Annotated in this window: 22 protein-coding genes; 14 read left to right on the forward strand and 8 right to left on the reverse strand. The window is 62.5% G+C overall.

The genetic code is table 11. From position 1 onward, the window contains the following. Positions 1 to 36: 36 nt before the first annotated feature. The gene (gene rapA, locus HX792_RS03350) at positions 37 to 2883 is read right to left on the reverse strand and encodes an RNA polymerase-associated protein RapA (protein ID WP_176994759.1); all 2847 of its coding nucleotides are present in this window, start codon (positions 2881 to 2883) and stop codon (positions 37 to 39) included. 219 nt (positions 2884 to 3102) lie between these two features. Between rapA and HX792_RS03355 the strand changes: the two genes are divergently transcribed. Then, positions 3103 to 3444: an aspartate-semialdehyde dehydrogenase gene (locus HX792_RS03355; protein WP_176994760.1), complete on the forward strand. Its 342-nt coding sequence runs from the start codon at positions 3103 to 3105 to the stop codon at positions 3442 to 3444. On the opposite strand, the gene HX792_RS03360 is transcribed toward HX792_RS03355, so the two are convergent. The 3 genes from HX792_RS03360 to HX792_RS03370 form a co-directional block, all read right to left on the reverse strand. After that, entirely contained in the window at positions 3441 to 4622 is a 1182-nt protein-coding gene (locus tag HX792_RS03360) for an aminotransferase class V-fold PLP-dependent enzyme (RefSeq protein WP_176994761.1), read from the reverse strand. The two genes, HX792_RS03355 and HX792_RS03360, sit on opposite strands and share 4 nt — an antisense overlap. Beyond that, positions 4619 to 5089 (reverse strand): RidA family protein, encoded by a 471-nt coding sequence (locus tag HX792_RS03365; protein WP_176994762.1) that lies wholly within the window; start codon positions 5087 to 5089, stop codon positions 4619 to 4621. The genes HX792_RS03360 and HX792_RS03365 overlap by 4 nt, the downstream gene beginning before the upstream one ends. Positions 5090 to 5179: 90 nt before the next feature. Further along, positions 5180 to 6052 carry a LysR substrate-binding domain-containing protein gene (locus tag HX792_RS03370; RefSeq protein ID WP_176994763.1) on the reverse strand — a complete coding sequence of 291 codons (873 nt, stop codon included), beginning with the start codon at positions 6050 to 6052 and terminating at the stop codon, positions 5180 to 5182. 132 nt (positions 6053 to 6184) lie between these two features. Between HX792_RS03370 and HX792_RS03375 the strand changes: the two genes are divergently transcribed. Together HX792_RS03375 and ccoM are read left to right on the forward strand one after the other, a co-directional pair. Next, on the forward strand, positions 6185 to 6346 hold the full coding sequence (locus tag HX792_RS03375) for a hypothetical protein (RefSeq protein ID WP_017844811.1): 162 nt from the start codon (positions 6185 to 6187) through the stop codon (positions 6344 to 6346). A 143-nt stretch (positions 6347 to 6489) separates the two neighbouring features. Next, a complete protein-coding gene (gene ccoM, locus HX792_RS30475) occupies positions 6490 to 6606 on the forward strand; it encodes a cytochrome c oxidase subunit CcoM (RefSeq protein ID WP_003172387.1) in 117 nt (38 codons plus the stop codon). A gap of 262 nt (positions 6607 to 6868) precedes the next feature. On the opposite strand, the gene HX792_RS03385 is transcribed toward ccoM, so the two are convergent. Together HX792_RS03385 and HX792_RS03390 are read right to left on the reverse strand one after the other, a co-directional pair. Next, positions 6869 to 8344 carry an inorganic phosphate transporter gene (locus tag HX792_RS03385; protein WP_176994764.1) on the reverse strand — a complete coding sequence of 492 codons (1476 nt, stop codon included), beginning with the start codon at positions 8342 to 8344 and terminating at the stop codon, positions 6869 to 6871. 331 nt (positions 8345 to 8675) lie between these two features. After that, positions 8676 to 8876: a hypothetical protein gene (locus tag HX792_RS03390; protein ID WP_003172389.1), complete on the reverse strand. Its 201-nt coding sequence runs from the start codon at positions 8874 to 8876 to the stop codon at positions 8676 to 8678. Between the two features lie 569 nt (positions 8877 to 9445). On the opposite strand from HX792_RS03390, the gene pcaR reads away from it, so the two are divergent. The 11 genes from pcaR to pcaC all read left to right on the forward strand — a co-directional run bounded on the left by pcaR (position 9446) and on the right by pcaC (position 20355). After that, a complete protein-coding gene (pcaR, locus tag HX792_RS03395) occupies positions 9446 to 10288 on the forward strand; it encodes a pca regulon transcriptional regulator PcaR (protein ID WP_176994765.1) in 843 nt (280 codons plus the stop codon). Positions 10289 to 10433: 145 nt separating this feature from the next. Beyond that, positions 10434 to 11774 carry an MFS transporter gene (locus tag HX792_RS03400; protein WP_176994766.1) on the forward strand — a complete coding sequence of 447 codons (1341 nt, stop codon included), beginning with the start codon at positions 10434 to 10436 and terminating at the stop codon, positions 11772 to 11774. Positions 11775 to 12055: 281 nt separating this feature from the next. Then, positions 12056 to 12913 carry a CoA transferase subunit A gene (locus tag HX792_RS03405; protein WP_028619269.1) on the forward strand — a complete coding sequence of 286 codons (858 nt, stop codon included), beginning with the start codon at positions 12056 to 12058 and terminating at the stop codon, positions 12911 to 12913. Then, on the forward strand, positions 12913 to 13692 hold the full coding sequence (locus tag HX792_RS03410; protein WP_176994767.1) for a CoA-transferase subunit beta: 780 nt from the start codon (positions 12913 to 12915) through the stop codon (positions 13690 to 13692). The genes HX792_RS03405 and HX792_RS03410 overlap by 1 nt, the downstream gene beginning before the upstream one ends. Then, the gene (gene pcaF / locus HX792_RS03415; protein WP_176994789.1) at positions 13689 to 14894 is read left to right on the forward strand and encodes a 3-oxoadipyl-CoA thiolase; all 1206 of its coding nucleotides are present in this window, start codon (positions 13689 to 13691) and stop codon (positions 14892 to 14894) included. The genes HX792_RS03410 and pcaF overlap by 4 nt, the downstream gene beginning before the upstream one ends. 17 nt (positions 14895 to 14911) lie before the next feature. Further along, positions 14912 to 15616, forward strand: a complete 705-nt coding sequence (pcaH, locus tag HX792_RS03420; protein ID WP_176994768.1) for a protocatechuate 3,4-dioxygenase subunit beta — start codon at positions 14912 to 14914, stop codon at positions 15614 to 15616. 1 nt (position 15617) lies between these two features. Further along, positions 15618 to 16184: a protocatechuate 3,4-dioxygenase subunit alpha gene (pcaG, locus tag HX792_RS03425; protein WP_176994769.1), complete on the forward strand. Its 567-nt coding sequence runs from the start codon at positions 15618 to 15620 to the stop codon at positions 16182 to 16184. Between the two features lie 200 nt (positions 16185 to 16384). Further along, positions 16385 to 17680: an MFS family transporter gene (locus tag HX792_RS03430; RefSeq protein WP_176994770.1), complete on the forward strand. Its 1296-nt coding sequence runs from the start codon at positions 16385 to 16387 to the stop codon at positions 17678 to 17680. A gap of 10 nt (positions 17681 to 17690) precedes the next feature. Next, entirely contained in the window at positions 17691 to 19046 is a 1356-nt protein-coding gene (locus tag HX792_RS03435; RefSeq protein ID WP_176994771.1) for a 3-carboxy-cis,cis-muconate cycloisomerase, read from the forward strand. Positions 19047 to 19056: 10 nt separating this feature from the next. Then, positions 19057 to 19848, forward strand: a complete 792-nt coding sequence (pcaD, locus tag HX792_RS03440; RefSeq protein ID WP_176994772.1) for a 3-oxoadipate enol-lactonase — start codon at positions 19057 to 19059, stop codon at positions 19846 to 19848. Positions 19849 to 19959: 111 nt separating this feature from the next. After that, positions 19960 to 20355 (forward strand): 4-carboxymuconolactone decarboxylase, encoded by a 396-nt coding sequence (gene pcaC / locus HX792_RS03445; protein WP_176994773.1) that lies wholly within the window; start codon positions 19960 to 19962, stop codon positions 20353 to 20355. 128 nt (positions 20356 to 20483) lie between these two features. Here pcaC and HX792_RS03450 read toward each other — a convergent pair whose 3' ends face one another. Next, positions 20484 to 21383 (reverse strand): polysaccharide deacetylase family protein, encoded by a 900-nt coding sequence (locus HX792_RS03450; protein ID WP_176994774.1) that lies wholly within the window; start codon positions 21381 to 21383, stop codon positions 20484 to 20486. An 83-nt stretch (positions 21384 to 21466) separates the two neighbouring features. Then, complete coding sequence (locus HX792_RS03455; protein ID WP_176994775.1) at positions 21467 to 22717, reverse strand: OprD family porin; 1251 nt, start codon at positions 22715 to 22717, stop codon at positions 21467 to 21469. Positions 22718 to 22763: the final 46 nt, after the last annotated feature.

Here is a 22763-nt window from a genome sequence, read left to right on the forward strand (position 1 = left end):
GCCCGCATTGCGCGGGCCTTTTTTTTCAAGCAGCGATCAACCTGCGACCAATACCCGAATCGCTTCCAGACGCAACGCCGCCTTATCCAGCATCGCCAAACCTTGCTCGCGCTGGTGACGCAGCGCCACCAGCTCGCTGTCACGCACGGTCGGGTTGACCGCTTGCAACGCGGTCAAGCGCGCCAGTTCTTCGTCGGTGTCTGCCGCCAGGCGACGCTTGGCCTCGGCCACGCGCTCGGCGTGTTGCGGGGTGATCTTGTCTTCGCCGGCGTTGATCCGTGGCGTCAGCTGGTCGCGCTGGGCCTGGATGAACTTGTTGGCGCTGGCCCGTGGCACGCTTTCGAGCTGATCGTTGAGGGTCACGAACGACACACGGCTCGACAGGTCGTTGCCATTGGCATCCAGCAGGCAGCGCAGGGCGGCCGGTGGCAGGTAGCGACCCAGTTGCAGCGAGCGCGGCGCAACCACTTCACTCACGTAGAGCAGCTCCAGCAACACGGTGCCCGGCTTGAGCGCCTTGTTCTTGATCAGCGCCACGGCGGTGTTGCCCATGGAGCCGGACAGCACCAGGTCCATGCCGCCCTGCACCATCGGGTGTTCCCAGGTGATGAACTGCATGTCTTCGCGCGACAGCGCCTGGTTACGGTCGTAGGTGATGGTCACACCTTCGTCGTCGCCCAGGGGGAAGCTGGCGTCGAGCATTTTTTCGCTTGGCTTGAGGATCAGCGCGTTTTCCGAATGGTCTTCGCTGTCGATGCCGAAGGCGTCGAACAGGGTTTCCATGTAGATCGGCAGGGCGAACTGGTCGTCTTGCTCAAGGATGTCTTCCACCAGCGCATCGCCTTCACCGGCGCCACCGGAGTTGAGCTCCAGCAGGCGGTCGCGGCCGGTGTGCAGCTCTTCTTCCAGGCGCTCGCGCTCGGCACGGGCCTCGTCGATCAGGGCTTGCCACTCGCCGTCGTCGGCGTTTTCCAGCAGCGGCAGCAGGCGCGGGCCGAACTGGTGTTGCAGGGCGTTGCCGGTCGGGCAGGTGTTGAGGAAGGCATTGAGTGCCTCGTTGTACCACTGGAACAGACGCTCCTGCGGGCTGGTTTCCAGGTACGGGACGTGCAGTTCGATCACGTGCTTCTGGCCGATCCGGTCCAGACGGCCGATGCGTTGTTCCAGCAGGTCCGGGTGGGACGGCAGGTCGAACAGCACCAGGTGGTGGGAGAACTGGAAGTTGCGGCCTTCACTGCCGATTTCGGAGCAGATCAGCACCTGGGCGCCGAACTCTTCATCGGCGAAGTAGGCGGCGGCGCGGTCACGCTCGAGGATGTTCATGCCCTCGTGGAACACCGTGGCCGGAATGCCGGAGCGCACGCGCAGGGCGTCTTCCAGGTCCATGGCGGTTTCGGCGTGGGCGCAGATCACCAGGACCTTGGTGCGCTTGAGCATTTTCAGCTGGTCGATCAGCCACTCCACGCGTGGGTCGAAGCGCCACCAGCGGTTCTCTTCCTCGATATCCGGTTGCGACTGGAAGCTGACTTCCGGGTACAGCTCAGCGTGTTCGCCCAGCGGCAGTTCCAGGTATTCGTCGGGGTTCGGCAGCGGGTAGGCGTGCAGCTTGCGCTCCGGGAAACCTTGCACTGCGGCGCGGGTGTTACGGAACAGCACGCGGCCGGTGCCGTGGCGGTCGAGCAGCTCACGCACCAGGCGTGCGCTGGCTTCGGTGTCGCCATCGTTGACGGCGGTGAGCAGGGCTTCACCTTCGTCACCGAGGAAACCCTGGATGGTCTTGTGGGCGGCCGGAGACAAGCGGCCCTTGTCCAGCAGCTCCTGCACGGCTTCGGCCACCGGGCGATAGTTCTCGCTCTCGGCGCGGAAGGCGGCCAGGTCGTGGAAGCGGTTCGGGTCCAGCAGGCGCAGGCGCGCAAAGTGGCTGTCCTGGCCCAGTTGTTCCGGGGTGGCGGTGAGCAACAGGACGCCGGGAATCACCTCAGCCAGTTGCTCGACCAACGCGTATTCCGGGCTGACTTTATCTTCATGCCACACCAGGTGGTGGGCTTCGTCGACTACCAGCAGGTCCCAGCCGGCGGCGAACAGCGCGTCTTGGGCCTTCTCGTCGTCCACCAGCCACTCCAGGGCCACGAGGGCGAGCTGGGTGTCTTCGAATGGGTTGGTCGCATCGCTTTCGATGAAGCGTTCTTCGTCGAACAAGGCCACTTGCAGGTTGAAGCGGCGGCGCATTTCTACCAGCCACTGGTGCTGCAGGTTTTCCGGCACCAGGATCAGCACGCGGTTGGCGCGGCCCGACAGCAGCTGGCGATGGATCACCAGGCCGGCTTCGATGGTCTTGCCCAGGCCCACTTCGTCGGCCAGCAATACCCGGGGTGCGATACGGTCGGCGACTTCACGGGCAATGTGCAGTTGGTGAGCGATGGGTTGCGCACGCACGCCACCCAGGCCCCACAGCGAGGACTGCAATTGGCGGCTGGTGTGTTCCAGGGTGTGGTAGCGCAGGGAGAACCAGGCCAGCGGGTCGATCTGCCCGGCGAACAGGCGGTCGCTGGCCAGGCGGAACTGGATGAAGTTGGAGAGTTGGGTTTCCGGCAGGGTGACCTGCTCGTTCTGCCCATTGAGGCCGTGGTACACCAGCAGGCCGTCGACGTCGTCGACTTCCTGTACGGTCATTTTCCAGCCTTCGAAATGGGTAATGGTGTCACCCGGCGAGAACCGCACGCGGGTGAGGGGCGCATTCCGTAGCGCGTACTGGCGCGTGTCGCCAGTGGCCGGATAGAGCACGGTCAACAAGCGGCCGTCCTGTGCCAGAACGGTGCCTAACCCCAGCTCTGCTTCGCTGTCACTAATCCAGCGTTGCCCCGGTTGATACTGCTGCGCCATGCTGCCTGACTCCCGCCGTGAAAAAGCCGACTATCTTAACGGAACAAGGCCCTCATCCAAAGGACTCTGGCAAAAACTACTCTGTTTGGGGGGAGGATCGGGAGTCGAATCGACGGGTGGCGGGCACTTGCAAGTGTCGACTGAGTCACAGGTTGGCAAGCCGGTGCTCAAGTCACCCTGCAACCCGCCGACAGCCTGTTGATCAGGAGAACAAACCTTATGCTGCCACCCATGCTGCCCGTCAGCGTTGTGCCGGTCACGTCACAACTCGATCCGGTCCGCCAGAAGCCGGATATCCCGCCCGTGGTGCCAGTCCAGGCGGGCTCCAACGAAAGCACGATCGACCTGAAAAAGGGCGATGCCGAGCAGTCGACCTTTCTGCTGCGCGAAGAGCAACGCCGCCAGCAAGAGCAGCAGAAACGCCGGCGTGAGGCCGATGAAGACCCCGAGGCGCACCTGGCAATCCCCGGCGATGTGCTCAACGCCGACAACACCGTGCCGGTGGTGCCGCTGATTGAAGATGCGCCGCGCCAGGGGTTGTGGGTGGACATCGAGATCTAGCCGCGCAGTTCTCGCAGCGCCGCCATCAGTAATTCGACATCGTGCTCGGTGTTGAGCGGGCTCACCGAAATCCGCGCAATACTCTCAAGGCCGCGCGCCTGCATGTCCAGCGGGGTGTAGGCCACACCGTTGGCGCCGATGTTGATGCGCTTGAGCCCCAATCTTCGCTTGAGTTCAAAGGCGTCCCAGCCGTCTAGGTTGAAGGCGATCAGCCCTGAATGCTGCGTGCCCAGGTCATGCAGGGAAATCCCTGGCATCTCACGCAACGCTTGGCGAATGTGCCCACTGATTTGCAAAACCCTTTCCCACGTCCGCTCCACCCCCAGTCGATTGGCTTCCTGTAACGCATTGCCCAATCCGGCCAGCAGGGCGTAGGAAGCTTCGCTGGTTTCAAAGCGTCGGGCGTCGTCGCGCAGGTCGAATCCTTCCTCGGTCCAAGGCGCCGAGAGCACATCGCGCTGGGGCGGGTTCAAGCGCGGGAGAAAATCCGGCCGCACATACAACAGCGCCGTGCCCCGTGGCCCGCGCAGGTGTTTGCGACCGGCCGACTTGAGCACATCGCAGTGCAAGGCTTGTACATCCACCGGCATCTGGCCGACGGCCTGGCCAGCGTCGATGAAGTAGGCAATGCCATGGCGCCGCGCCACTTCGCCGATGGCCTGCGCCGGATTGATCAGGCCGCCGTTGGCCGGTAGCCAGGTCAGGTCGATCAGCTTTACGCGCGCGTCGATCATGGTTTCCAGCGCCTGTGGGCACACCGCGCCAGTCTCATCGCAGGGGATCACCTCCACTCGCGCGCCGGCTTGCAATGCCACCTGCATGCTCGCCAGGTTGCCGCCCCATTCATGGCGGCCCACCAGAATGCGGTCGCCAGGTTGCCACGGGCCCAAGGCCTGGAACGCCATGCTCCAGGCGGTCGAGCCGCTGCTGGTGAAGGCAATCGAGGACGCTGGCGCGTTGAGCAATTGCCCGGCTGCGCGACGGGCTTTTTCCACCAGCACGGCGCCATGCTCACCGGCTTCCATCGGGCCGTCGCGGGCTTCGCGTTGCAGTTGATCGACGATGGCGTCGAGGGTCGCCTGGCTCGGCAGGGACGCACCGGCGTGGTTGAAATGCACGATGCCGGATTGGCAGCCGGGCGTGTCGTCGCGCAGGTGTTGGACTTCCAGCGGGCTCACGGCAGCAACTCGAAAATCCCGTCCACCTCCACGGCAACACCGGCCGGCAGGCTGGACACCCCCACGGCGGTGCGCACATGGCGGCCCTTGTCGCCGAGGGCGTTGACCAGCAGGTTCGAAGCGCCATTGGCGACCACGCTCTGACGCTGGAATTCGCCGCTGCTGGCGATGAAGACGCCCAGGCGCACGGTGCGCACAAGACGCGTGAGGTCATCGCCCAAGGCGTGGCTCAATTGCCCCAGCAGGCCCAATGCGGCCAACTCTGCGGCCTGGGCGCCTTCTTCATCGCTGAGGGATTCGCCCAAACGGCCTACGTAGGCAGGGTTGCCGTCCACCAGCGGAATCTGCCCGGAAACGAACAGCTGATTCCCGCTGACCACGTAGTTGATGTAGTTGGCGATCGGCTGGCCGGGCGTGGGCAGGGTCAGGCCGAGGGCTTGTACGCGTTCGCGGATGGAGTTGCTCATGGTGAATCCTCCTGGGTTGAGAGGTTCCAGCATGTTGGCTGCACCGATGGGCGACAAACGGATAGATCTCACCTGACGTATCGAAATAACTCACACGTCGCTGCAGGCTTCCTTCAACCATGCGCCGAAGCAGGCCGCCGCTTCGCTGGACGGGCCTTGCGGGGCGATCAGCCAGTAGCCGATTTCACTGTGGTAGGGCGGCCAGTCGAATGCCTCGACCAAACTGCCGTCCTGGAGCCTGCGCTCGATCAAGCGATGTCGGCCCATGGCGATGCCTTGGCCGGCCACGGCGGCTTCGACCACGATGTTGTAGTCATGCAGCATCACGCGGGGGTGGCGCTCCAGGTCGACTTGATAATGGGCGGACCAGTCTGTCCATTCAAACGGGCGGTGCGAGGTGGCCATCAACAGCGGGCCGTTGCGCAGGTGGCTGGCCTTGAAAGCCGGGCTGCACACCGGGGAGATCACTTCGGGCATCAGTCGTGTGGCCTGCACGTCGGGCCAGTCGCCCTTGCCGTAGCGAATCGCCAGGTCGACCTCGGCTGCCGCGACGTCTGCCAGTTGAATCGCCGGCAGCAACTCCACCTGGATATGCGGGTAGCGGTTGAGAAACACGGCCAGGCGTGGGGCCAGCCACAGGGTGGCAAAGGATGCGAGCAAGCCGACGCGCAGCACGGTACTGCTGGGGGCTGTTTTCTGGGCGCGGGTGGCAGCGGCGATGGCATCGAGGGCAGGGCGGATTTCGTCGTAGTAGTGTTGGCCGTCGGTGGTCAGATCGATCGCACGGGTGCGTCGGATAAACAGCGCTTTGCCCAGGTGCTGTTCCAGTTTTTGCACCTGATGGCTCAGGGCACTTTGGGTCACTGACAACTCGTTCGCCGCCTTGATAAAGCTCAAGTGCCGCGCCACGGCTTCGAACGCGCGCAGGGCCAGCAGCGGGGGAAGGTCCTTGTGCAGTGCCACCTGAATGTGCCTCTTGAGCCGGGGAGATAGGCCGATTTTGTGCGATGGCCCGCCTTTTGTCGCCCGCTGATTTGCCGTCGAGAAGAGGAGGCCGCATTATTGGGCCATTCCCGCCACGACGTAAGCCAAGCCATGAGTGATGACGACAAGCTGATCGACCTGAATGCCGAACGCGCCAAGCGGGTTCATGACCTCAACGATAAGCGCCTGAATGAAGTGCGCCAGGCGTTTGAACAGGCGATGCCTCTCGGCAAAGTTAAGAAAAAACCAAAGAACAAACCGAAAAAGCGTTGAAACGCCCTGCATCTATTGATGCAGGTCAGTTATTGCCCTTCTTTACGCCCCGTTGCGGGCGACATTGATCCCCGTCAATTTTCCCAAGTGCCTTCTCCATTAACTTAGCCCTATCGCAACAGGGCAAGCACGGGAGGCCGGTCATGTTTATCGATAATGTGGTATTCGCCGGAGTGCTGACGGTCAGCCTCATGGTGCTGTTTTTTGTAGGATTTGGAATTTTTATCTGGAAAGACGCGAACAAGCGGAAAAAACCTTAGTTCTTTCCAGGTTACATGAGCACGCAAGGCATTTTGGGCGACTTCGGTCGCCCTTTTTTTGTGCCAGGAATAACGTTGTCCCACTGTAGGAGCCGGCTTGCCGGCGATAGCGTTCTTGAAAGTTGCGGTGATGGTGAGGGTGCCATCGCCGGCAAGCCGGCTCCTACAAGTTTGGGGTGAACAGGTAAAAACGGTTAACGGGCAGCCATAAAAAAAGGTGCGAACCTCGCGGTTCGCACCTTTTTTCATTACCGGGAAACGATCAACTGCCCAGCGCCTTCGACGCCAGCCAGAACAAACCGGCCGACAGGCCAACCGTGGCGGGCAGGGTCAACACCCAGGCCATCAGGATGGTCTTGACGGTGCCGCCTTGCAGGCCGCTCTTGTTGGCAACCATGGTGCCGGCCACACCGGACGACAGCACGTGGGTGGTCGACACCGGCAGGCTGAAGATGTTGGCCAGGCCGATCATGCTGGCGGTGGTGATCTGTGCCGACATGCCCTGGGCGTAGGTCATGCCCTGCTTGCCGATCTTCTCACCGATGGTCAGCACCACGCGTTTCCAGCCGACCATGGTGCCCAGGCCCAGGGCCAGTGCAACGGCCAGGATCACCCAGAACGGCGCGTACTCGGTGGTGGCGGTCAGGTCTTTGCGCAGCTTGTCCAGGTCGGACTTCTCACGCGCATCCAGGCCCGGTAGCTTGCCGACTTTCTTCGCGGTGTCGTCCAGGCAGAGCAGGTAGCGACGCACTTCAATGCGGTGCTCGGCGGTCAGCGAGTGATAGTCGGACACACCTTTGAGGGTCTCCATCAGCGCGCTGATGGTCGGCTCGGTCTGCTGCGGGTTGCACTGGAACTTGCCCGGCAGGTCGTTCTTCACGCTCTTGCCCAGGGCCAGGAACTCGCCGAGGGTGGCGTTGTTGCGCTGGTAAAACTGGCTCAGGTGCACGGTGGCATCACGGGTGCGTTCGATCTGGTAGGTGGTGCTGCCCAGGTCGAGCACGAACTGCGCCGGCACGATACCGATGAGCACCAGCATGATCAGGCCGATGCCTTTCTGGCCATCGTTGGAGCCGTGCACGAAGCTCACGGCCATGGCGGAAATCACCAGGACCAGGCGGTTCCAGAACGGCGGGTGTTTCTTGTCGTCGAGCTTGCGGCGCTGGTCCGGGGTCTTGTGCATCTTCGACAGTGGGCGCCACCATTTCAGGCCGATCAGCACCAGGGCTGCGACCAGGAAACCGGCCATCGGCGAGAACACCAGGGAAGCGCCGATATCGATCGCTTTCTGCCAGTTCACACCGTCCGCCAGGGGGATGTCGTTGATCAAGGCGTTGGCCAGGCCGACACCGAGGATCGAGCCGATCAGGGTGTGGGAACTGGACGCCGGGATACCGAAGTACCAGGTGCCCAGGTTCCAGGTGATCGCGGCTGCCAATAAAGAGAAGACCATGGCCAACCCGTGGCCGGTGTTCACATTGATCAGCAGTTCTACCGGCAACAAGTGCACGATGGCGTAGGCGACGCCCACACCGCCGAGCAACACGCCGAGGAAGTTGAACACCCCGGAGAAGAACACGGCCAGGTGCGGCGGCATGGCTTTGGTATAGATGACTGTGGCCACCGCGTTAGCGGTGTCATGAAAGCCATTGATGAACTCGAAGGCGAGGACAAAGGCCAGGGCGAGCAACAGGCTCACTAGAACCCAAGCATCCAGTCCGCTGAATAAATCGATCATGAAGGTTTTCTGACCCGGTCGTAAGGGGGCGCGATTATGCCAGAAAACCTCAGTAATCGATGCATTAGCTGCTCATCGGTAACATTTCTCGACCCAAAGGTGCGCCGAAAAGGGGCGCATCCCAGGGTTTTCGGGGCTTTGGCAAGTCTTTGATTTTTAAAGCACGGGGCTGAAAAGGCGGGGTTTTGCCAGGCAAATGGCCTGCGTGAAACATTTGTATGAAATTTCGCTGCTGGCAGCAGGATATTGAATAATCAGGTGTAAGCGAGGTGCCCTCCGCCGGCGGTGGACCGGCAGAGACAGCAAACCCTGGAGGCTCGAATCGAAGCGCTTATGGCTCTTCGGCTTTGAGCTCCTGTTCAATCTTTTGGATTTCCTGGGCAAATGCCTGATCCAACAGGCTGGCTCGTTTGCGCCATGGCTTGCGCTCAGGTTCAGGCTGGGCGGCGTAGGTGGTGACTTCCCCGCCGTAAACGTCCTTGTAACGTTGCTCCTGGCGCTCAAGTTCCGCGCGCAGTTCATCTTTCGTCACAGTGTTACCTAATTGAGTTGAGTTTAATTACCGTGCAGCGTCTTGCCTGAAAGTCGCCCTCGGGGTGTTTCAAGTTGAACGATTGAGCGGTTCAAGTTTGAAAGGCTGCCGAACGTGATTTCTTTTAAGCCGGTACTTGTGGTCGGTGATGCACATAGCCTGCATCGTCCGGCGAGCTCCGATCCCGATTATGATACCGGGCTGACCTCTGCACAGGTTGCATTATAGCGGCGTGTTTGAATAACACTATCTCCATGAAGTTAAAAGGTGCCAGCGTTGTGTGAGCGTTTTGTTACATGGCTGCGTCAGTAGTTGCACAATTCTGGCGTCATAAATTTCCCACACGTTCTAACTACCACCGTATGCGCGCTTTTTATCGCGTTATTGGGTAACGCCCCAACTTGGCCTATCTGCCCGTCGCCGGCGCGGGTCGGCCAAATTGCGATAATCGAATGATCGTCCGATAATCGCCCAATCTTGCCGGCCCCGCCTTGTGCATCCCAAGCGGCGCGGCTTGTAATAGCGGCCAACCCTCCCAGCGGTTGAAAACAAGAGAAAGGACCCTTGAAATGAACGATCAATTGCGCAACTCCTTCGCGTCAGTGGCGCCGCCGATCGTGGCCTCGCCGGCCAAGCGCATCCAGGCGTTTACCGGCGATCCGGATTTCATGACCTCGTTGGCCCGTGGCCTGGCGGTGGTGCAGGCCTTCCAGGAGCGCAAGCGCCACCTGACCATCGCCCAGATCAGCCACCGCACGGAAATCCCCCGCGCCGCCGTGCGCCGTTGCCTGCACACCTTGATCAAACTCGGCTACGCCACCACCGACGGGCGTACCTACTCGCTGCTGCCCAAGGTGCTGACCCTGGGCCATGCCTATTTATCCTCGACACCCTTGGCGGTGTCGGCCCAACCCTACCTGGACCGCATGAGCGAGCAGCTCCACGAAGCCTGCAACATGGCGACCCTGGAGGGCGATGACATCCTCTACATTGCCCGTTCAGCGACGACCCAGCGCCTGATTTCCGTGGACCTGTCGGTGGGTGGGCGGCTGCCGGCGTATTGCACCTCCATGGGCCGCATCCTGCTGGCGGCGCTGGATGATGCGTCGCTGCGTGACTACCTCGACCACGCCGACTTGCAAACCAAGACCAGCCGCACCCTCACCACCCCGGACGCCTTGCTCGAATGCCTGCAACAAGTGCGTCAGCAGGGCTGGTGCATTGTCGACCAGGAACTGGAACAGGGCCTGCGCTCCATCGCCGTGCCGGTGTATGACGCATCCGGCCAGGTGCTGGCTGCGCTCAACGTCAGCACCCACGCGGCACGGGTCAGCCGCAGCGAGCTGGAACAGCGTTTTTTACCGAGCATGCTCAGTGCCAGCCGTGAGTTGAGTGCGCAGTTGTTTGCCTAAGTGTGCGGTGACCGCACAGATCCCGGTTCGATGAATTGACGATGTTTCCCCTGGCTTATTAAGGTGCGGCAGCGCTCTGTGCGCCGCCCAATAATAATGACGACCCCAGGTCGTTGGCCCGCCCATCGGTGTGGAAATAAGAATAATGAATCAGCCTTCTGTCGGTACCAACCTGGACGTGCAGTCCTTTATCAACGCCCAGCCGCTGTCACGCTATCAGTGGCGCGTAGTCATCCTGTGTTTCCTGATCGTCTTCCTCGACGGCCTCGATACGGCCGCCATGGGTTTTATCGCGCCCGCCCTGTCCCAGGATTGGGGCATCGACCGCGCCAGCCTTGGCCCGGTGATGAGCGCCGCGTTGATCGGCATGGTATTCGGCGCACTGGGTTCCGGCCCGTTGGCCGACCGCTTCGGGCGCAAGGTGGTACTGGTGGGTGCGGTGCTGGTGTTCGGTGCATTCAGCCTGGCCTCGGCCTACAGCAGCAATGTCGACCAGTTGCTGGTGCTGCGCTTCCTCACCGGGCTGGGCCTGGGGGCGGGCATGCCGAACGCTACCACGCTGCTTTCCGAATACACCCCTGAACGCCACAAGTCGCTGCTGGTGACCAGCATGTTCTGCGGTTTCAACCTGGGCATGGCCGGTGGCGGGTTTATCTCGGCCAAGCTGATTCCGGCGTTCGGCTGGCACGCGTTGTTGATGATCGGCGGCATCCTGCCGTTGATCCTGGTGGTGGTCCTGATGCTGTGGCTGCCGGAGTCGGCGCGCTACCTGGTGGTGCGCAACCATGGCACCGACAAGGTGCGCAAGACCCTGTCGCCCATCGAGCCCCATGTGGTGGCGCAGGCCACCAGCTTCAGTGTCCCCGAACAGAAGAGCGTCAAGGCACGCAATGTCTTCGCGGTGATTTTCTCCGGCACCTACAGCGCTGGCACCTTATTGCTGTGGCTCACCTACTTCATGGGGCTGGTGATTGTTTACCTGTTGACCAGTTGGCTGCCGACGCTGATGCGTGACAGCGGCGCCAGCCTGGAGCAGGCGGCCTTCATCGGCGCGCTGTTCCAGTTTGGCGGTGTCCTCAGCGCCGTAGGTGTGGGCTGGGCGATGGACCGGTTCAACCCCCACAAGGTCATCGGCACTTTCTACTTGCTGGCAGGGGTGTTTGCCTACGCAGTAGGGCAGAGCCTGGGCAACATCACGCTGCTGGCGACCCTGGTGTTGATTGCGGGGATGTGTGTGAACGGCGCGCAGTCGGCGATGCCGTCACTGGCCGCGCGTTTCTACCCGACCCAAGGGCGGGCCACCGGCGTGTCGTGGATGCTCGGCATCGGCCGCTTTGGCGCGATCCTCGGCGCGTGGATGGGGGCGACCTTGCTGGGCCTGGGCTGGAACTTCGAGCAAGTGCTCACTGCGCTGGTCATCCCCGCCGCACTGGCCACCACTGCCGTCGTGATCAAAGGCATGGTCAGCCACGCCGACGCTACCTGAGGCTGATTATCGCCCCTGTTGAAACAGGCCTTTGTAGGAGCCGGCTTGCCGGCGATGGCATCACCTCGATAAGCCTGATTGACCGAGGTGCCTGCATCGCAGGCAAGCCAGCTCCCACAGAGGACCGAGTCAGCACAAAAGATTAGCTAGACAACAATCCGTTCGATAATCGAACGCTGCGTCGATTATCGGATTGTTTGGGCCATTTCCCCGGCTTAATCTTCAAGCACTCCGGCGCCACCTCAGCGCCTTTTTCGATCCACACCGGGAGCCCGAACCCCATGGCTGAAATTCTTGCGCTGCGCGACGCGGTGAAGCAATTCGTGAACGACGGCGATACCGTCGCACTGGAAGGCTTCACCCACCTGATCCCTACGGCAGCGGGTCATGAAATCATTCGTCAGGGCAAGAAAGACCTGACACTGGTGCGTATGACGCCTGACCTGATCTACGACCAGTTGATCGGGGCCGGTTGCGCCAGGAAGCTGATTTTCTCCTGGGGCGGCAACCCGGGCGTGGGCTCCTTGCACCGCCTGCGTGACGCGGTGGAGAAACAATGGCCGCAACCGCTGGAAATCGAAGAACACAGCCATGCCGACCTGGCCAATGCCTACGTGGCCGGGGCGTCGGGCCTGCCGTTCGCGGTGCTGCGTGCCTACGCCGGTTCCGACCTGCCCAAGGTCAACCCGCTGATCAAGACCGTCACCTGCCCATTCACCGGCGAAGTGCTGGCGGCGGTGCCGTCGGTGCGTCCGGATGTCACCGTGATTCACGCGCAAAAAGCCGATCGCAAGGGCAACGTACTGCTCTGGGGCATCCTCGGTGTGCAAAAAGAAGCGGCCCTGGCGGCCAAGCGCTGCATCGTCACCGTCGAGGAAATCGTCGATGACCTCAACGCCCCCATGAACAGCTGCGTGCTGCCGACCTGGGCGCTGACAGCGGTATGCCATGTACCCGGTGGCGCGCACCCGTCCTACGCCCATGGCTACAACGAGCGGGATAACCGCTTCTACCAGGCGTGGGATCCGATTGCCCGTGACCGTGGGACCTTTACCGCCTGGATCGACGAATACATCCATGGCACTGCCGATTTCACCGAATTCCAGGCCAAGTTGGCCACCGCGCAGGAGGCCAAGTAATGGCTTACTCCACCAATGAAATGATGACCGTCGCCGCCGCGCGACGCCTCAAGAATGGCTCTGTCTGCTTTGTCGGCATCGGCCTGCCGTCCAAGGCGGCCAACCTGGCGCGCCTGACCTCGTCGCCGGACGTGGTGCTGATCTACGAGTCCGGCCCGATTGGCGCGAAACCGTCGGTACTGCCGCTGTCCATCGGTGACGGCGAACTGGCAGAAACCGCCGACACTGTGGTGCCGACCGGCGAGATCTTCCGCTACTGGCTGCAAGGCGGGCGCATCGACGTGGGCTTCCTCGGCGCGGCCCAGGTCGACCGTTTCGGCAACATCAACACCACCGTGGTCGGTGACTATCACCAGCCCAAAGTGCGCCTGCCGGGTGCCGGTGGCGCGCCGGAGATCGCCGGTTCGGCCAAGAGCGTGTTGATCATCCTCAAGCAGTCGGCCCGTTCGTTTGTCGACAAGCTGGACTTCATCACCTCCGTGGGCCACGGCGAAGGCGGCGATTCGCGCAAACGCCTGGGCCTGCCGGGCGCCGGTCCCGTCGGCATCATTACCGACTTGTGCATCATGGAACCCGAAGCCGGCACCCATGAATTTGTCGTCACCGCCTTGCACCCAGGCGTGACCCGCGAGCAAGTGGTTGCCGCTACGGGCTGGCCGATCCGGTTTGCACCGCACGTGAGCACCACCGACGAACCCACCGAAATCGAATTGACGGCCTTGCGTGACCTCGAAGCCCGCACCGCCGCCGCCCACGGCCAAGCGCCGGGAGAAGCCTGATGCGCGACGTATTTATCTGTGATGCCATTCGTACCCCCATCGGCCGTTTTGGCGGTGGCTTGTCCACCGTGCGCGCCGATGACCTGGCGGCGCTGCCGATCAAGGCACTGATCGAGCGCAACCCGTCGGTGGACTGGAACGCGGTCGATGAAGTGTTCCTCGGCTGCGCCAACCAGGCCGGCGAAGACAACCGCAACGTGGCGCGCATGGCGCTGTTGCTGGCGGGCCTGCCAGACAGCATTCCCGGCGTGACCCTCAACCGCTTGTGCGCGTCGGGGATGGACGCTATCGGCACGGCCTTTCGCGCCATTGCCAGCGGCGAAATGGAACTGGCGATTGCCGGTGGCGTCGAGTCGATGTCCCGCGCCCCGTTTGTGATGGGCAAGGCGGGCGCGGCGTTTTCGCGTGACATGAAGCTGGAAGACACCACCATCGGCTGGCGTTTTATCAACCCGTTAATGAAGGCCCAGTACGGCGTGGATGCGATGCCGCAGACCGCCGACAACGTGGCCGATGACTACGGCGTGTCCCGTGCCGACCAGGACTCGTTTGCCTTGCGCAGCCAGCAACGCACCGCTGCCGCCCAGGCTGCCGGCTTCTTCGCCGAAGAAATCGTGCCGGTACGCGTCGCCCATAAAAAAGGCGAGACCGTGGTGGAGCACGATGAGCACCCCCGCGCCGAAACCACTCTGGAAGCCCTGGCCAAACTCAAGCCCGTCAACGGCCCGGACAAAACCGTGACCGCCGGCAATGCCTCGGGTGTGAACGACGGCGCGGCCGCGCTGATTCTGGCCTCCGCCGAAGCCGTCAAGAAACACGGCCTGACCGCCCGCGCCCGGGTACTGGGCATGGCCAGCGCTGGCGTGGCGCCACGGGTGATGGGCATCGGCCCGGTGCCTGCAGTGCGCAAGCTGGTGGAGCGCCTGGGTTTGGCGGTCACTGATTTTGACGTGATCGAACTCAACGAAGCCTTCGCCAGCCAAGGCCTGGCGGTGTTGCGCGAGCTGGGCATTGCCGACGACGCGCCGCAGGTCAACCCGAATGGCGGCGCCATCGCCCTCGGTCACCCGCTGGGCATGAGCGGCGCGCGGTTGGTGCTGACGGCGTTGCACCAGCTGGAAAAAACCGGTGGCGGCAAAGGCCTGGCAACCATGTGTGTGGGCGTTGGCCAAGGCCTGGCGCTGGCGATTGAACGCATCTAATAAGAGAGGATTGCTCCATGAGTGACAAGCCCGGTTACCGGCGCCCGCAAGCGGGCACTCAACCTGATTACCTGCACCCGGCCTACCAGTCGACGAACCTGCGTTCGCCGTCCCAGCCGTTGGTGTTCCTGCCCCATTCGTTGTCGGAAATCACCGGCCCGACCATCGGTGCCGAACGGGTCAACGAGAAGGACAATGACCTCACCGCGCAGCACGACGGCGAGCCGCAAGGCGAACGCATCATCATCCACGGCCGCGTGCTGGATGAAAACGGCTTGCCAGTGCCGGGCATTCTGGTGGAGATCTGGCAGGCCAACGCGGCCGGCCGCTACAACCACAAGCGCGACCTGCACGATGCGCCCCTGGACCCGAACTTCACCGGCACCGGCCGCACCGTCACCGATGCCGACGGCTGGTACCAGTTCCAGACCATCAAGCCCGGCGCCTACCCGTGGGGCAACCACCACAACGCGTGGCGCCCGGCGCATATCCACTTTTCGCTGTTCGGCCCCAGCGTGCTGACGCGCCTGGTCACGCAGATGTATTTCCCCGGCGACCCGCTGCTGGAATACGACCCGATCTACAACTGCGTGCCGGACACCTCGGCCAAGGAGCGCCTGATCGCGCGCTTCGACCTGGAAAAAACCATTCCTTCCTATGCCCTCGGCTACCGCTGGGACATCGTCCTGCGCGGCCGCGACGCCACGCCGATGGAGAAATGAGATGACACTCAATGCGACCACGTCCCACACCGTCGGGCCGTATTACCACATCGGCCTGACCTGGCTGAACCGTGAAGACTTGACCATCGCCGCCACCCTCGGCGAACGCGTGGCGATCAGCGGGCAAGTGGTGGATGGCAACGGTGATGTCGTCAACGACGCCATGCTTGAAGTCTGGCAGGCCAACGCCGCCGGCAAGTACGACCACCCGGAAGATGAACAAGACAAGGCCGTCGACCCGAACTTCGAAGGCTTCGGCCGGGTCCCGGTGGATGGAGAAGGGCGGTTTCGCTTTACCACCATCAAGCCCGGTGCCGTACCGGGGTTGAAGGGCACGACCCAAGCGCCGCATTTGGTGGTGTTGGTGTTTGCCCGTGGGTTGGTGAAGCACCTGCTCACGCGGATCTATTTTGACGGTGAGGCATTGAATGGGGATGACCCACTGTTGGCGTGTGTGCCTGCCGAGCGGCGCGGTACCTTGATTGCCAAGCCTGATGCAGAGGGTGTGTATCAGTGGAATGTGATTTTGCAGGGCACAGATAAAGAAACGGTGTTCTTCGATTATTGAGTTGGCCTTGAGGACGCTATCGCAGGCAAGCCAGCTCCCACATTTGATCGAGTTCCAACTCTGGAATGCAATCAACTGTAGGAGCCGGCTTGCCGGCGATGAGGCCCGCTCAGGCAACACCCATCCAAAAGTCTGCTTGCATGACATGGTTGTTGCAAAGTATGTCTAGGCTATAACCGTTCCCACTGAGTGAAAAAAACATGACAACAACAACGAGTCACTACACCGGAGAAGAACGCAGCAAACGGATTTTTGCGATTGTCGGTGCTTCCTCCGGCAACCTGGTCGAATGGTTCGACTTCTACGTCTATGCCTTCTGCGCCATCTATTTTGCCCCGGCGTTTTTCCCCTCGGACGACCCGACGGTGCAACTGCTCAACACCGCCGGTGTGTTCGCCGCTGGCTTCCTGATGCGCCCCATTGGCGGCTGGCTGTTTGGCCGAGTGGCCGACAAGCACGGGCGTAAAAACTCGATGATGATCTCGGTGCTGATGATGTGCGCCGGCTCGCTGGTCATCGCCTTCCTGCCGACCTACAAAGACATCGGCGCCTGGGCCCCAGCGTTGCTGCTGGTAGCGCGGCTGTTTCAGGGCCTGTCGGTGGGTGGCGAATACGGCACCACCGCGACCTACATGAGTGAAGTCGCGCTCAAGGGCCAGCGGGGCTTCTTCGCCTCGTTCCAGTACGTGACCCTGATTGGCGGGCAACTGCTGGCGGTGCTGGTGGTGGTGATCCTGCAACAACTGCTCACCGAAGAAGAATTGCGTGCCTGGGGCTGGCGGATTCCGTTCGTGATCGGCGCCATTGCGGCAGTGATCTCTCTGCTGCTGCGTCGCACCCTCAAGGAAACCACCAGCAAGGAAACGCGCCAGGACAAAGACGCCGGCAGCATGGCTGCGCTGTTCCGTAACCACAAAGCGGCGTTCATCACCGTGCTGGGCTACACCGCGGGCGGTTCGCTGATTTTCTACACCTTTACCACCTACATGCAGAAGTACCTGGTGAACACCGCCGGCATGCACGCCAAGACCGCCAGCTACATCATGACCGGCGCGCTGTTCGTGTACATGTGCATGCAGCCGCTGTTCGGCATGCTCTCGGACAAGATCGGCCGTCGTAATTCCATGCTCTGGTTCGGCGCCCTCGGCACCCTGTGCACCGTGCCGATCCTGCTGACCCTGAAAACCGTCACCAGCCCGTTCCTGGCGTTTGTGCTGATCTCCCTGGCCCTGGCCATCGTGAGTTTCTACACCTCCATCAGCGGCCTGGTGAAAGCCGAGATGTTCCCGCCGCATGTGCGTGCCTTGGGTGTGGGCCTGGCTTATGCCGTGGCCAACGCGATCTTCGGTGGTTCGGCGGAATACGTGGCCTTGGGCCTCAAGTCCATGGGCATGGAAAACACCTTCTACTGGTACGTCACCGGCATGATGGCGGTGGCCTTCCTGTTCAGCCTGCGCCTGCCGAAGCAGGCGGAGTACCTGCACCACGATTTGTAAGGGACGTGTTATGACGCTGCGCACGAGCAATCAATTGTTCGACGCTTACTTCACGGCGGGCAGCATGGCCGAGGTGTTCTGCGACACAGGGCGCCTGCAGGGCATGCTGGATTTCGAAGCCGCACTGGCCCGGGCCGAGGCCCAGGTGGGGTTGATCCCCCAGGCTGCCGTCGCGCCAATTGCCCAGGCGTGCCTGGCTTCGTTGTACGACGTGGATGCCCTGGGCGTGGCGATTGCCACGGCGGGCAACTCGGCGATTCCGCTGGTGAAGGCGCTGGGCAAGTTGATTGCCAGTGAAGATGCCGGCGCCGAGCGCTATGTGCACCTGGGCGCTACCAGCCAGGACGTGATGGACACGGGCCTGGTGCTGCAACTGCGCCAGGCCGTGGTACTGATTGAGACCGACCTGGCACGCCTGGGCGACATCCTGGCGGCCCAGGCCCAACGGTACGCCGACGTGCCATTGGCGGGGCGCACCTGGTTGCAGCACGCAACGCCCGTCACCCTGGGGATGAAAATCGCCGGGTGGCTGGGGGCGGTGACCCGCAGTCGGCAGCGTCTTGCCCAATTGAAACCGCGCCTGCTGGTGCTGCAATTTGGCGGCGCGTCCGGGACTTTGGCTGCGTTGGGCGAGCACGCCATGCCGGTGGCCGAGGCCCTGGCGGCGGAGCTGCAACTGGCGTTGCCCGAGCAACCCTGGCACACCCAGCGTGATCGCCTGGTGGAGTTCGCCAGCGTGCTCGGTCTGATCGCTGGCAGTCTCGGTAAACTGGGCCGCGATATCAGCCTGCTGATGCAGACCGAAGCGGCCGAGGTGTTCGAGCCTTCCGCGCCGGGCAAGGGTGGTTCGTCGACCATGCCGCACAAACGCAACCCGGTGGGCGCCGCTGTATTGATCAGCGCCGCCACGCGCGTGCCGGGGCTGGTGTCGACGATGTTCAGCGCCATGCCCCAGGAGCACGAGCGCAGCCTTGGCTTGTGGCATGCCGAATGGGAAACCCTGCCAGAGATCTGCCGTTTGGTGTCTGGCGCTTTGCAGCAGGCGCTGCTGGTGAGCGAAGGGCTTGAGGTCGACGCTGAGCGCATGGGCAAAAACCTCGACCTGACCCAGGGCCTGGTGCTGGCCGAAGCCGTCAGCATCGTGCTCGCCCAGCGCCTGGGCCGGGAAACCGCGCACCATTTGCTGGAGCAGTGCTGCAAGCGTGCCGTCGCAGAAGGTCGCCATTTGCGCGCAGTGCTGGCGGACGAAGCACAGATCACCAACGAGCTGTCTGCGGCCGAACTCGACCGCCTGCTCGACCCGGCCCACTACCTGGGTCAGGCCCGTACCTGGGTCACCCGCGCCGTGACCGAACACTTTGCTTGAGGAGACCACCGTGGCCTTTGTACAACTCGCCGAGGGCGAACTGCATTACCAACTGGATGGCCCTGAGGGGGCACCGGTGTTGGTGCTGTCCAACTCCCTGGGCACCGACCTGCATATGTGGGACATCCAGATCCCGGCCTTCACCGAGCATTTCCGTGTGCTGCGCTTCGATACCCGTGGCCACGGCAAATCCCTGGTCACCGAAGGCCCGTATAGCATCGAGCAACTGGGGCGCGACGTGATTGCGCTGCTGGATGCGCTGGATATTCAGCGTGCGCATTTTTGCGGTTTGTCCATGGGCGGTTTGATTGGCCAATGGCTGGGGATTAACGCGGGCGATCGCTTGAACCGCCTGGTGGTGTGCAACACCGCCGCCAAGATCGGCACGCCCGAGGTGTGGAACCCACGCATCGAGATGGTGCTGCGCGATGGCGCGGCGGCGATGGTCGCCCTGCGTGATGCGTCGATTGCGCGCTGGTTTACCGCTGATTTTGCGGCGGCCAATCCGGACCAGGCCAAGCAGATCACCGACATGCTGGCGGCCACCTCGCCCGAAGGCTATGCCGCGAACTGCGCGGCGGTGCGGGATGCGGATTTCCGTGAGCAACTGGCGTCGATCCAGGTACCGATCCTGGTGATTGCCGGCACGGAAGACGCCGTTACACCGCCTGCCGGCAGCCACTTTATCCAGGCCCATGTGCGAGGTGCCGAGTACGCCGAGTTCCCTGCGGCGCACCTGTCCAACGTCCAGGCCGGCGCAGCGTTCAGCACGCGCGTCCTGGAATTTCTGTCAGCCCAATAATGGAGTGAGCGGGCTTGCCCCGCGCGGCGGTGTGTCAGTTTCGTATGAGGTGCCTGACATACCGCGGCGCGGGGCAAGCCCGCTCACTACAGGTGTAGAGGAGTAGTTTTTTTGGACGAGAAACAACGTTATGCCGAGGGCCTGCAAGTGCGCCGCGAAGTGCTGGGTGATGCCCACGTCGACCGCAGCCTCAATGTCCTGACCGAGTTCAACAGCGAGTTCCAGGAAATGATCACCCGTCACGCCTGGGGCGATATCTGGACCCGCCCCGGGCTGCCTAGGCACACCCGCAGCCTGATCACCATCGCCATGCTGATCGGCATGAACCGCAGCGAAGAACTCAAGCTGCACCTGCGCGCCGCCGCGAGCAACGGCGTGACCCGCGCCGAGATCAAGGAAGTGCTGATGCAGAGCGCGATCTACTGCGGGATTCCGGCGGCGAACGCCACCTTTCATCTGGCTGAGTCGGTGTGGGATGAGCTGGGCGTCGAGTCCCGCGAAGCCTGAATTGAAATGCGATCAACCTGTGGGAGCTGGCTTGCCTGCGATAGGATCACCCTGGTCTGCCTGACAGACCGAGGTGCTTGCATCGCAGGCAAGCCAGCTCCCACAGAAAAGCTCATTTAACCGTGGGGTCAGCGGGTATCGGCGCTCCACACCCAATTCCACACGCCGGGCAGATGCACCGGCTCATTCACGTCCTTGACCGTGCGTGCCAATGCAGCGCGTTCCAACGCGTCATGGTCGGTATAGAACGGCTCGGCCGCCGTCTTCATGCCATTGATTCGCGCGCTGTCCAGCAGGATCTGCAGGTACTCCTGCATATGCCGCGCGGTGTAGCGGTTGATGTCATGGAAGGTCACCACCACCGGGATCACACCGTCTACCGTCGGCAACTCGCCCAGGGCGATGTGTTCGCGCAACACTGACAGTTGTCGGTACAGGTTGGCGCGGCGGCGCGGGCTCCCGTTGAAACCCCAGATCTTGCCATCGTTGGCACTCAGGTCAGTCAACAATACGTGCATGCCATGGCGCTGGTAGGCGGCGAAGGTGCGCTTGTCGTAATTCCAGAAGGGCGGGCGCACAAGATTGGGCGGGCTGCCAGTGATCGCGGCAATGTCCGCCGCGCCCTGGGTGAGGGTGCTTTCCAGCTCGGTATCGTTCAGCCAACGGTGATTGGTGTGAAACGCCGTGGCGGTGTGAAAGGCCAGGATGTGGCCGGCGGCATATTCGCGCTCCATGGTCTTGTGACCGCGTGGGCTGCCACCGGAGCGGGACGCTTCAGTCTGCAGGAAAAACACCGCCTTGATGCCCGGCAGTATCGGGTTGTTTGCCAGGTCTGCCACCACCGAACGGCTCGGGTTGTTGTAGCCCGACGCGCTGGGGCCGTCATCGAAAGTCAGCAGAAAACGGATCGGCGCCTGGGCTTGCAGGCGTTGCTCGGTCTGCGGCGTCAGGGCGATGGGCGCGCCGATGCAGCCGCTGAGGCTCAGTGCCACGGCCAGGAGGGCAGACGCTAAGGCGAGGGATTTCATGGTGTGCACGGGCTCGAATAAAGGCCGCTGCTGGGTGGATCAGCAGCGGCAGGCGCGCACCATACAGCAACTGCCGCGCCGGTTTACAGCAGGCTGAGCGGGTAACTGACGATCAACCGGTTTTCATCGAACTCGTTGTTGCTGTAGTCGCGGCGCATGCTCGAATTGCGCCAGCGTACGTTGAGGTCGCGCAGTGGCCCGCTTTGCACGGTGTAACCCAGCTCGCTCTCGCGGCCCCATTCCTTGCCATCGGTGACGGTGCCGGTGTGCACGTTGCTGCCACTGATGTAGCGGTTCATCAGGGTCAGGCCCGGCACGCCGAGGGTGACGAAGTTGAAGTCGTGGCGCACTTGCCAGGATTTTTCCTGGGCATTGTCGTAGCTGGCGTTGTAGCTGTCGTTGGCCAGGGTGCCGCCGCTGGTGCCGTTGACGCGCATCCAGGCGCTGTTGCCGGTGAGTCGTTGCAGGCCGACGTAGAAGGTGTTGCCGCCGTAGCGCGCCGAGAACAGGCCGGACCAGGTCTTGTTGTCCAGTTCCCCGGCGCGGGCGCTGCCGTCATCCTTGCCGTAGAAGAACCCGAGGTTGGCGCCCAGGGTCCAGTCGCCCACGGGTTGGCTGTGGGTCAGGTTGAGGTATTGCTGGCTGTAGATGTCCTTGAGCTGGGCATTCCACAGGCCGACCTGGGTCCGTTTGTCGTTGAACGCGTATTCCAGGCCCTGGAAGTTGAAGCGGTCGGAGGTGAAGGCGGTTTTACCGAACATCGACATGTCGCTCATGCTGCTGTCGTCACGCGGGCTGTTGGCGCGGAACTGGCCGCCGTACAGCGTCAGGCCGCTGATTTCCTTGGAGGTGATCTGCCCGCCGCGCAGGGTTTGCGGCAGGGAGCGGCCATCGTCGGACCGCAGGATCGGCAGCACTGGCATCCACTCGCCGACCTTCACTTCGGTCTTGGAAATGCGCGCCTTGAACGCCACGCCCAGGCGCCCGAACTCATCGGCAGGGCGGCCATCGTGGTCCAGCGGCAGCAACTGCGTACCGCCGGTGCCGCGCCCGCCGTCGAGCTTGAGCGAGTACAAGCCGAGTACATCCATACCAAAACCCACGGTGCCCTGGGTGAAGCCGGACTTGGCGTCGAGGATGAAACTCTGCGTCCACTCCTGCGCGCCGCCCTGGGCTTTGGTCGGGTTGGTGTAGTTACGGTTGAAGAAAAAATTGCGCAGGTTGAGGTTGACGCTGGCGTCTTCGAGAAAGCCGTGTTCCTCGGCGAGGACGGGTAGGGTAACGCACGCGACAGCGGTCGCCAGCACGAACTGGCGCGGGTGGAAAATGCTCATGGTGTAGGACCTGTTGTTATTGGGGTTATGCAGGTGCCGGCCATGG

This window comes from Pseudomonas sp. B6002 (genome assembly GCF_013385985.1).
In the GTDB taxonomy this organism is placed as follows: domain Bacteria; phylum Pseudomonadota; class Gammaproteobacteria; order Pseudomonadales; family Pseudomonadaceae; genus Aquipseudomonas.

Excerpts from the sequence above, each read along its gene's own strand:
- rapA (WP_176994759.1), bottom strand. The coding sequence starts at position 2,883 with ATGGCGCAGCAGTATCAACCGGGGCAACGCTGGATTAGTGACAGCGAA.
- HX792_RS03355 (WP_176994760.1), top strand. The coding sequence starts at position 3,103 with ATGCTGCCACCCATGCTGCCCGTCAGCGTTGTGCCGGTCACGTCACAA.
- HX792_RS03365 (WP_176994762.1), bottom strand. The coding sequence starts at position 5,089 with ATGAGCAACTCCATCCGCGAACGCGTACAAGCCCTCGGCCTGACCCTG.
- HX792_RS03375 (WP_017844811.1), top strand. The coding sequence starts at position 6,185 with ATGAGTGATGACGACAAGCTGATCGACCTGAATGCCGAACGCGCCAAG.
- ccoM (WP_003172387.1), top strand. The coding sequence starts at position 6,490 with ATGTTTATCGATAATGTGGTATTCGCCGGAGTGCTGACGGTCAGCCTC.
- HX792_RS03385 (WP_176994764.1), bottom strand. The coding sequence starts at position 8,344 with ATGATCGATTTATTCAGCGGACTGGATGCTTGGGTTCTAGTGAGCCTG.
- pcaR (WP_176994765.1), top strand. The coding sequence starts at position 9,446 with ATGAACGATCAATTGCGCAACTCCTTCGCGTCAGTGGCGCCGCCGATC.
- HX792_RS03400 (WP_176994766.1), top strand. The coding sequence starts at position 10,434 with ATGAATCAGCCTTCTGTCGGTACCAACCTGGACGTGCAGTCCTTTATC.
- HX792_RS03405 (WP_028619269.1), top strand. The coding sequence starts at position 12,056 with ATGGCTGAAATTCTTGCGCTGCGCGACGCGGTGAAGCAATTCGTGAAC.
- HX792_RS03410 (WP_176994767.1), top strand. The coding sequence starts at position 12,913 with ATGGCTTACTCCACCAATGAAATGATGACCGTCGCCGCCGCGCGACGC.
- pcaH (WP_176994768.1), top strand. The coding sequence starts at position 14,912 with ATGAGTGACAAGCCCGGTTACCGGCGCCCGCAAGCGGGCACTCAACCT.
- pcaG (WP_176994769.1), top strand. The coding sequence starts at position 15,618 with ATGACACTCAATGCGACCACGTCCCACACCGTCGGGCCGTATTACCAC.
- HX792_RS03430 (WP_176994770.1), top strand. The coding sequence starts at position 16,385 with ATGACAACAACAACGAGTCACTACACCGGAGAAGAACGCAGCAAACGG.
- HX792_RS03435 (WP_176994771.1), top strand. The coding sequence starts at position 17,691 with ATGACGCTGCGCACGAGCAATCAATTGTTCGACGCTTACTTCACGGCG.
- HX792_RS03450 (WP_176994774.1), bottom strand. The coding sequence starts at position 21,383 with ATGAAATCCCTCGCCTTAGCGTCTGCCCTCCTGGCCGTGGCACTGAGC.
- HX792_RS03455 (WP_176994775.1), bottom strand. The coding sequence starts at position 22,717 with ATGAGCATTTTCCACCCGCGCCAGTTCGTGCTGGCGACCGCTGTCGCG.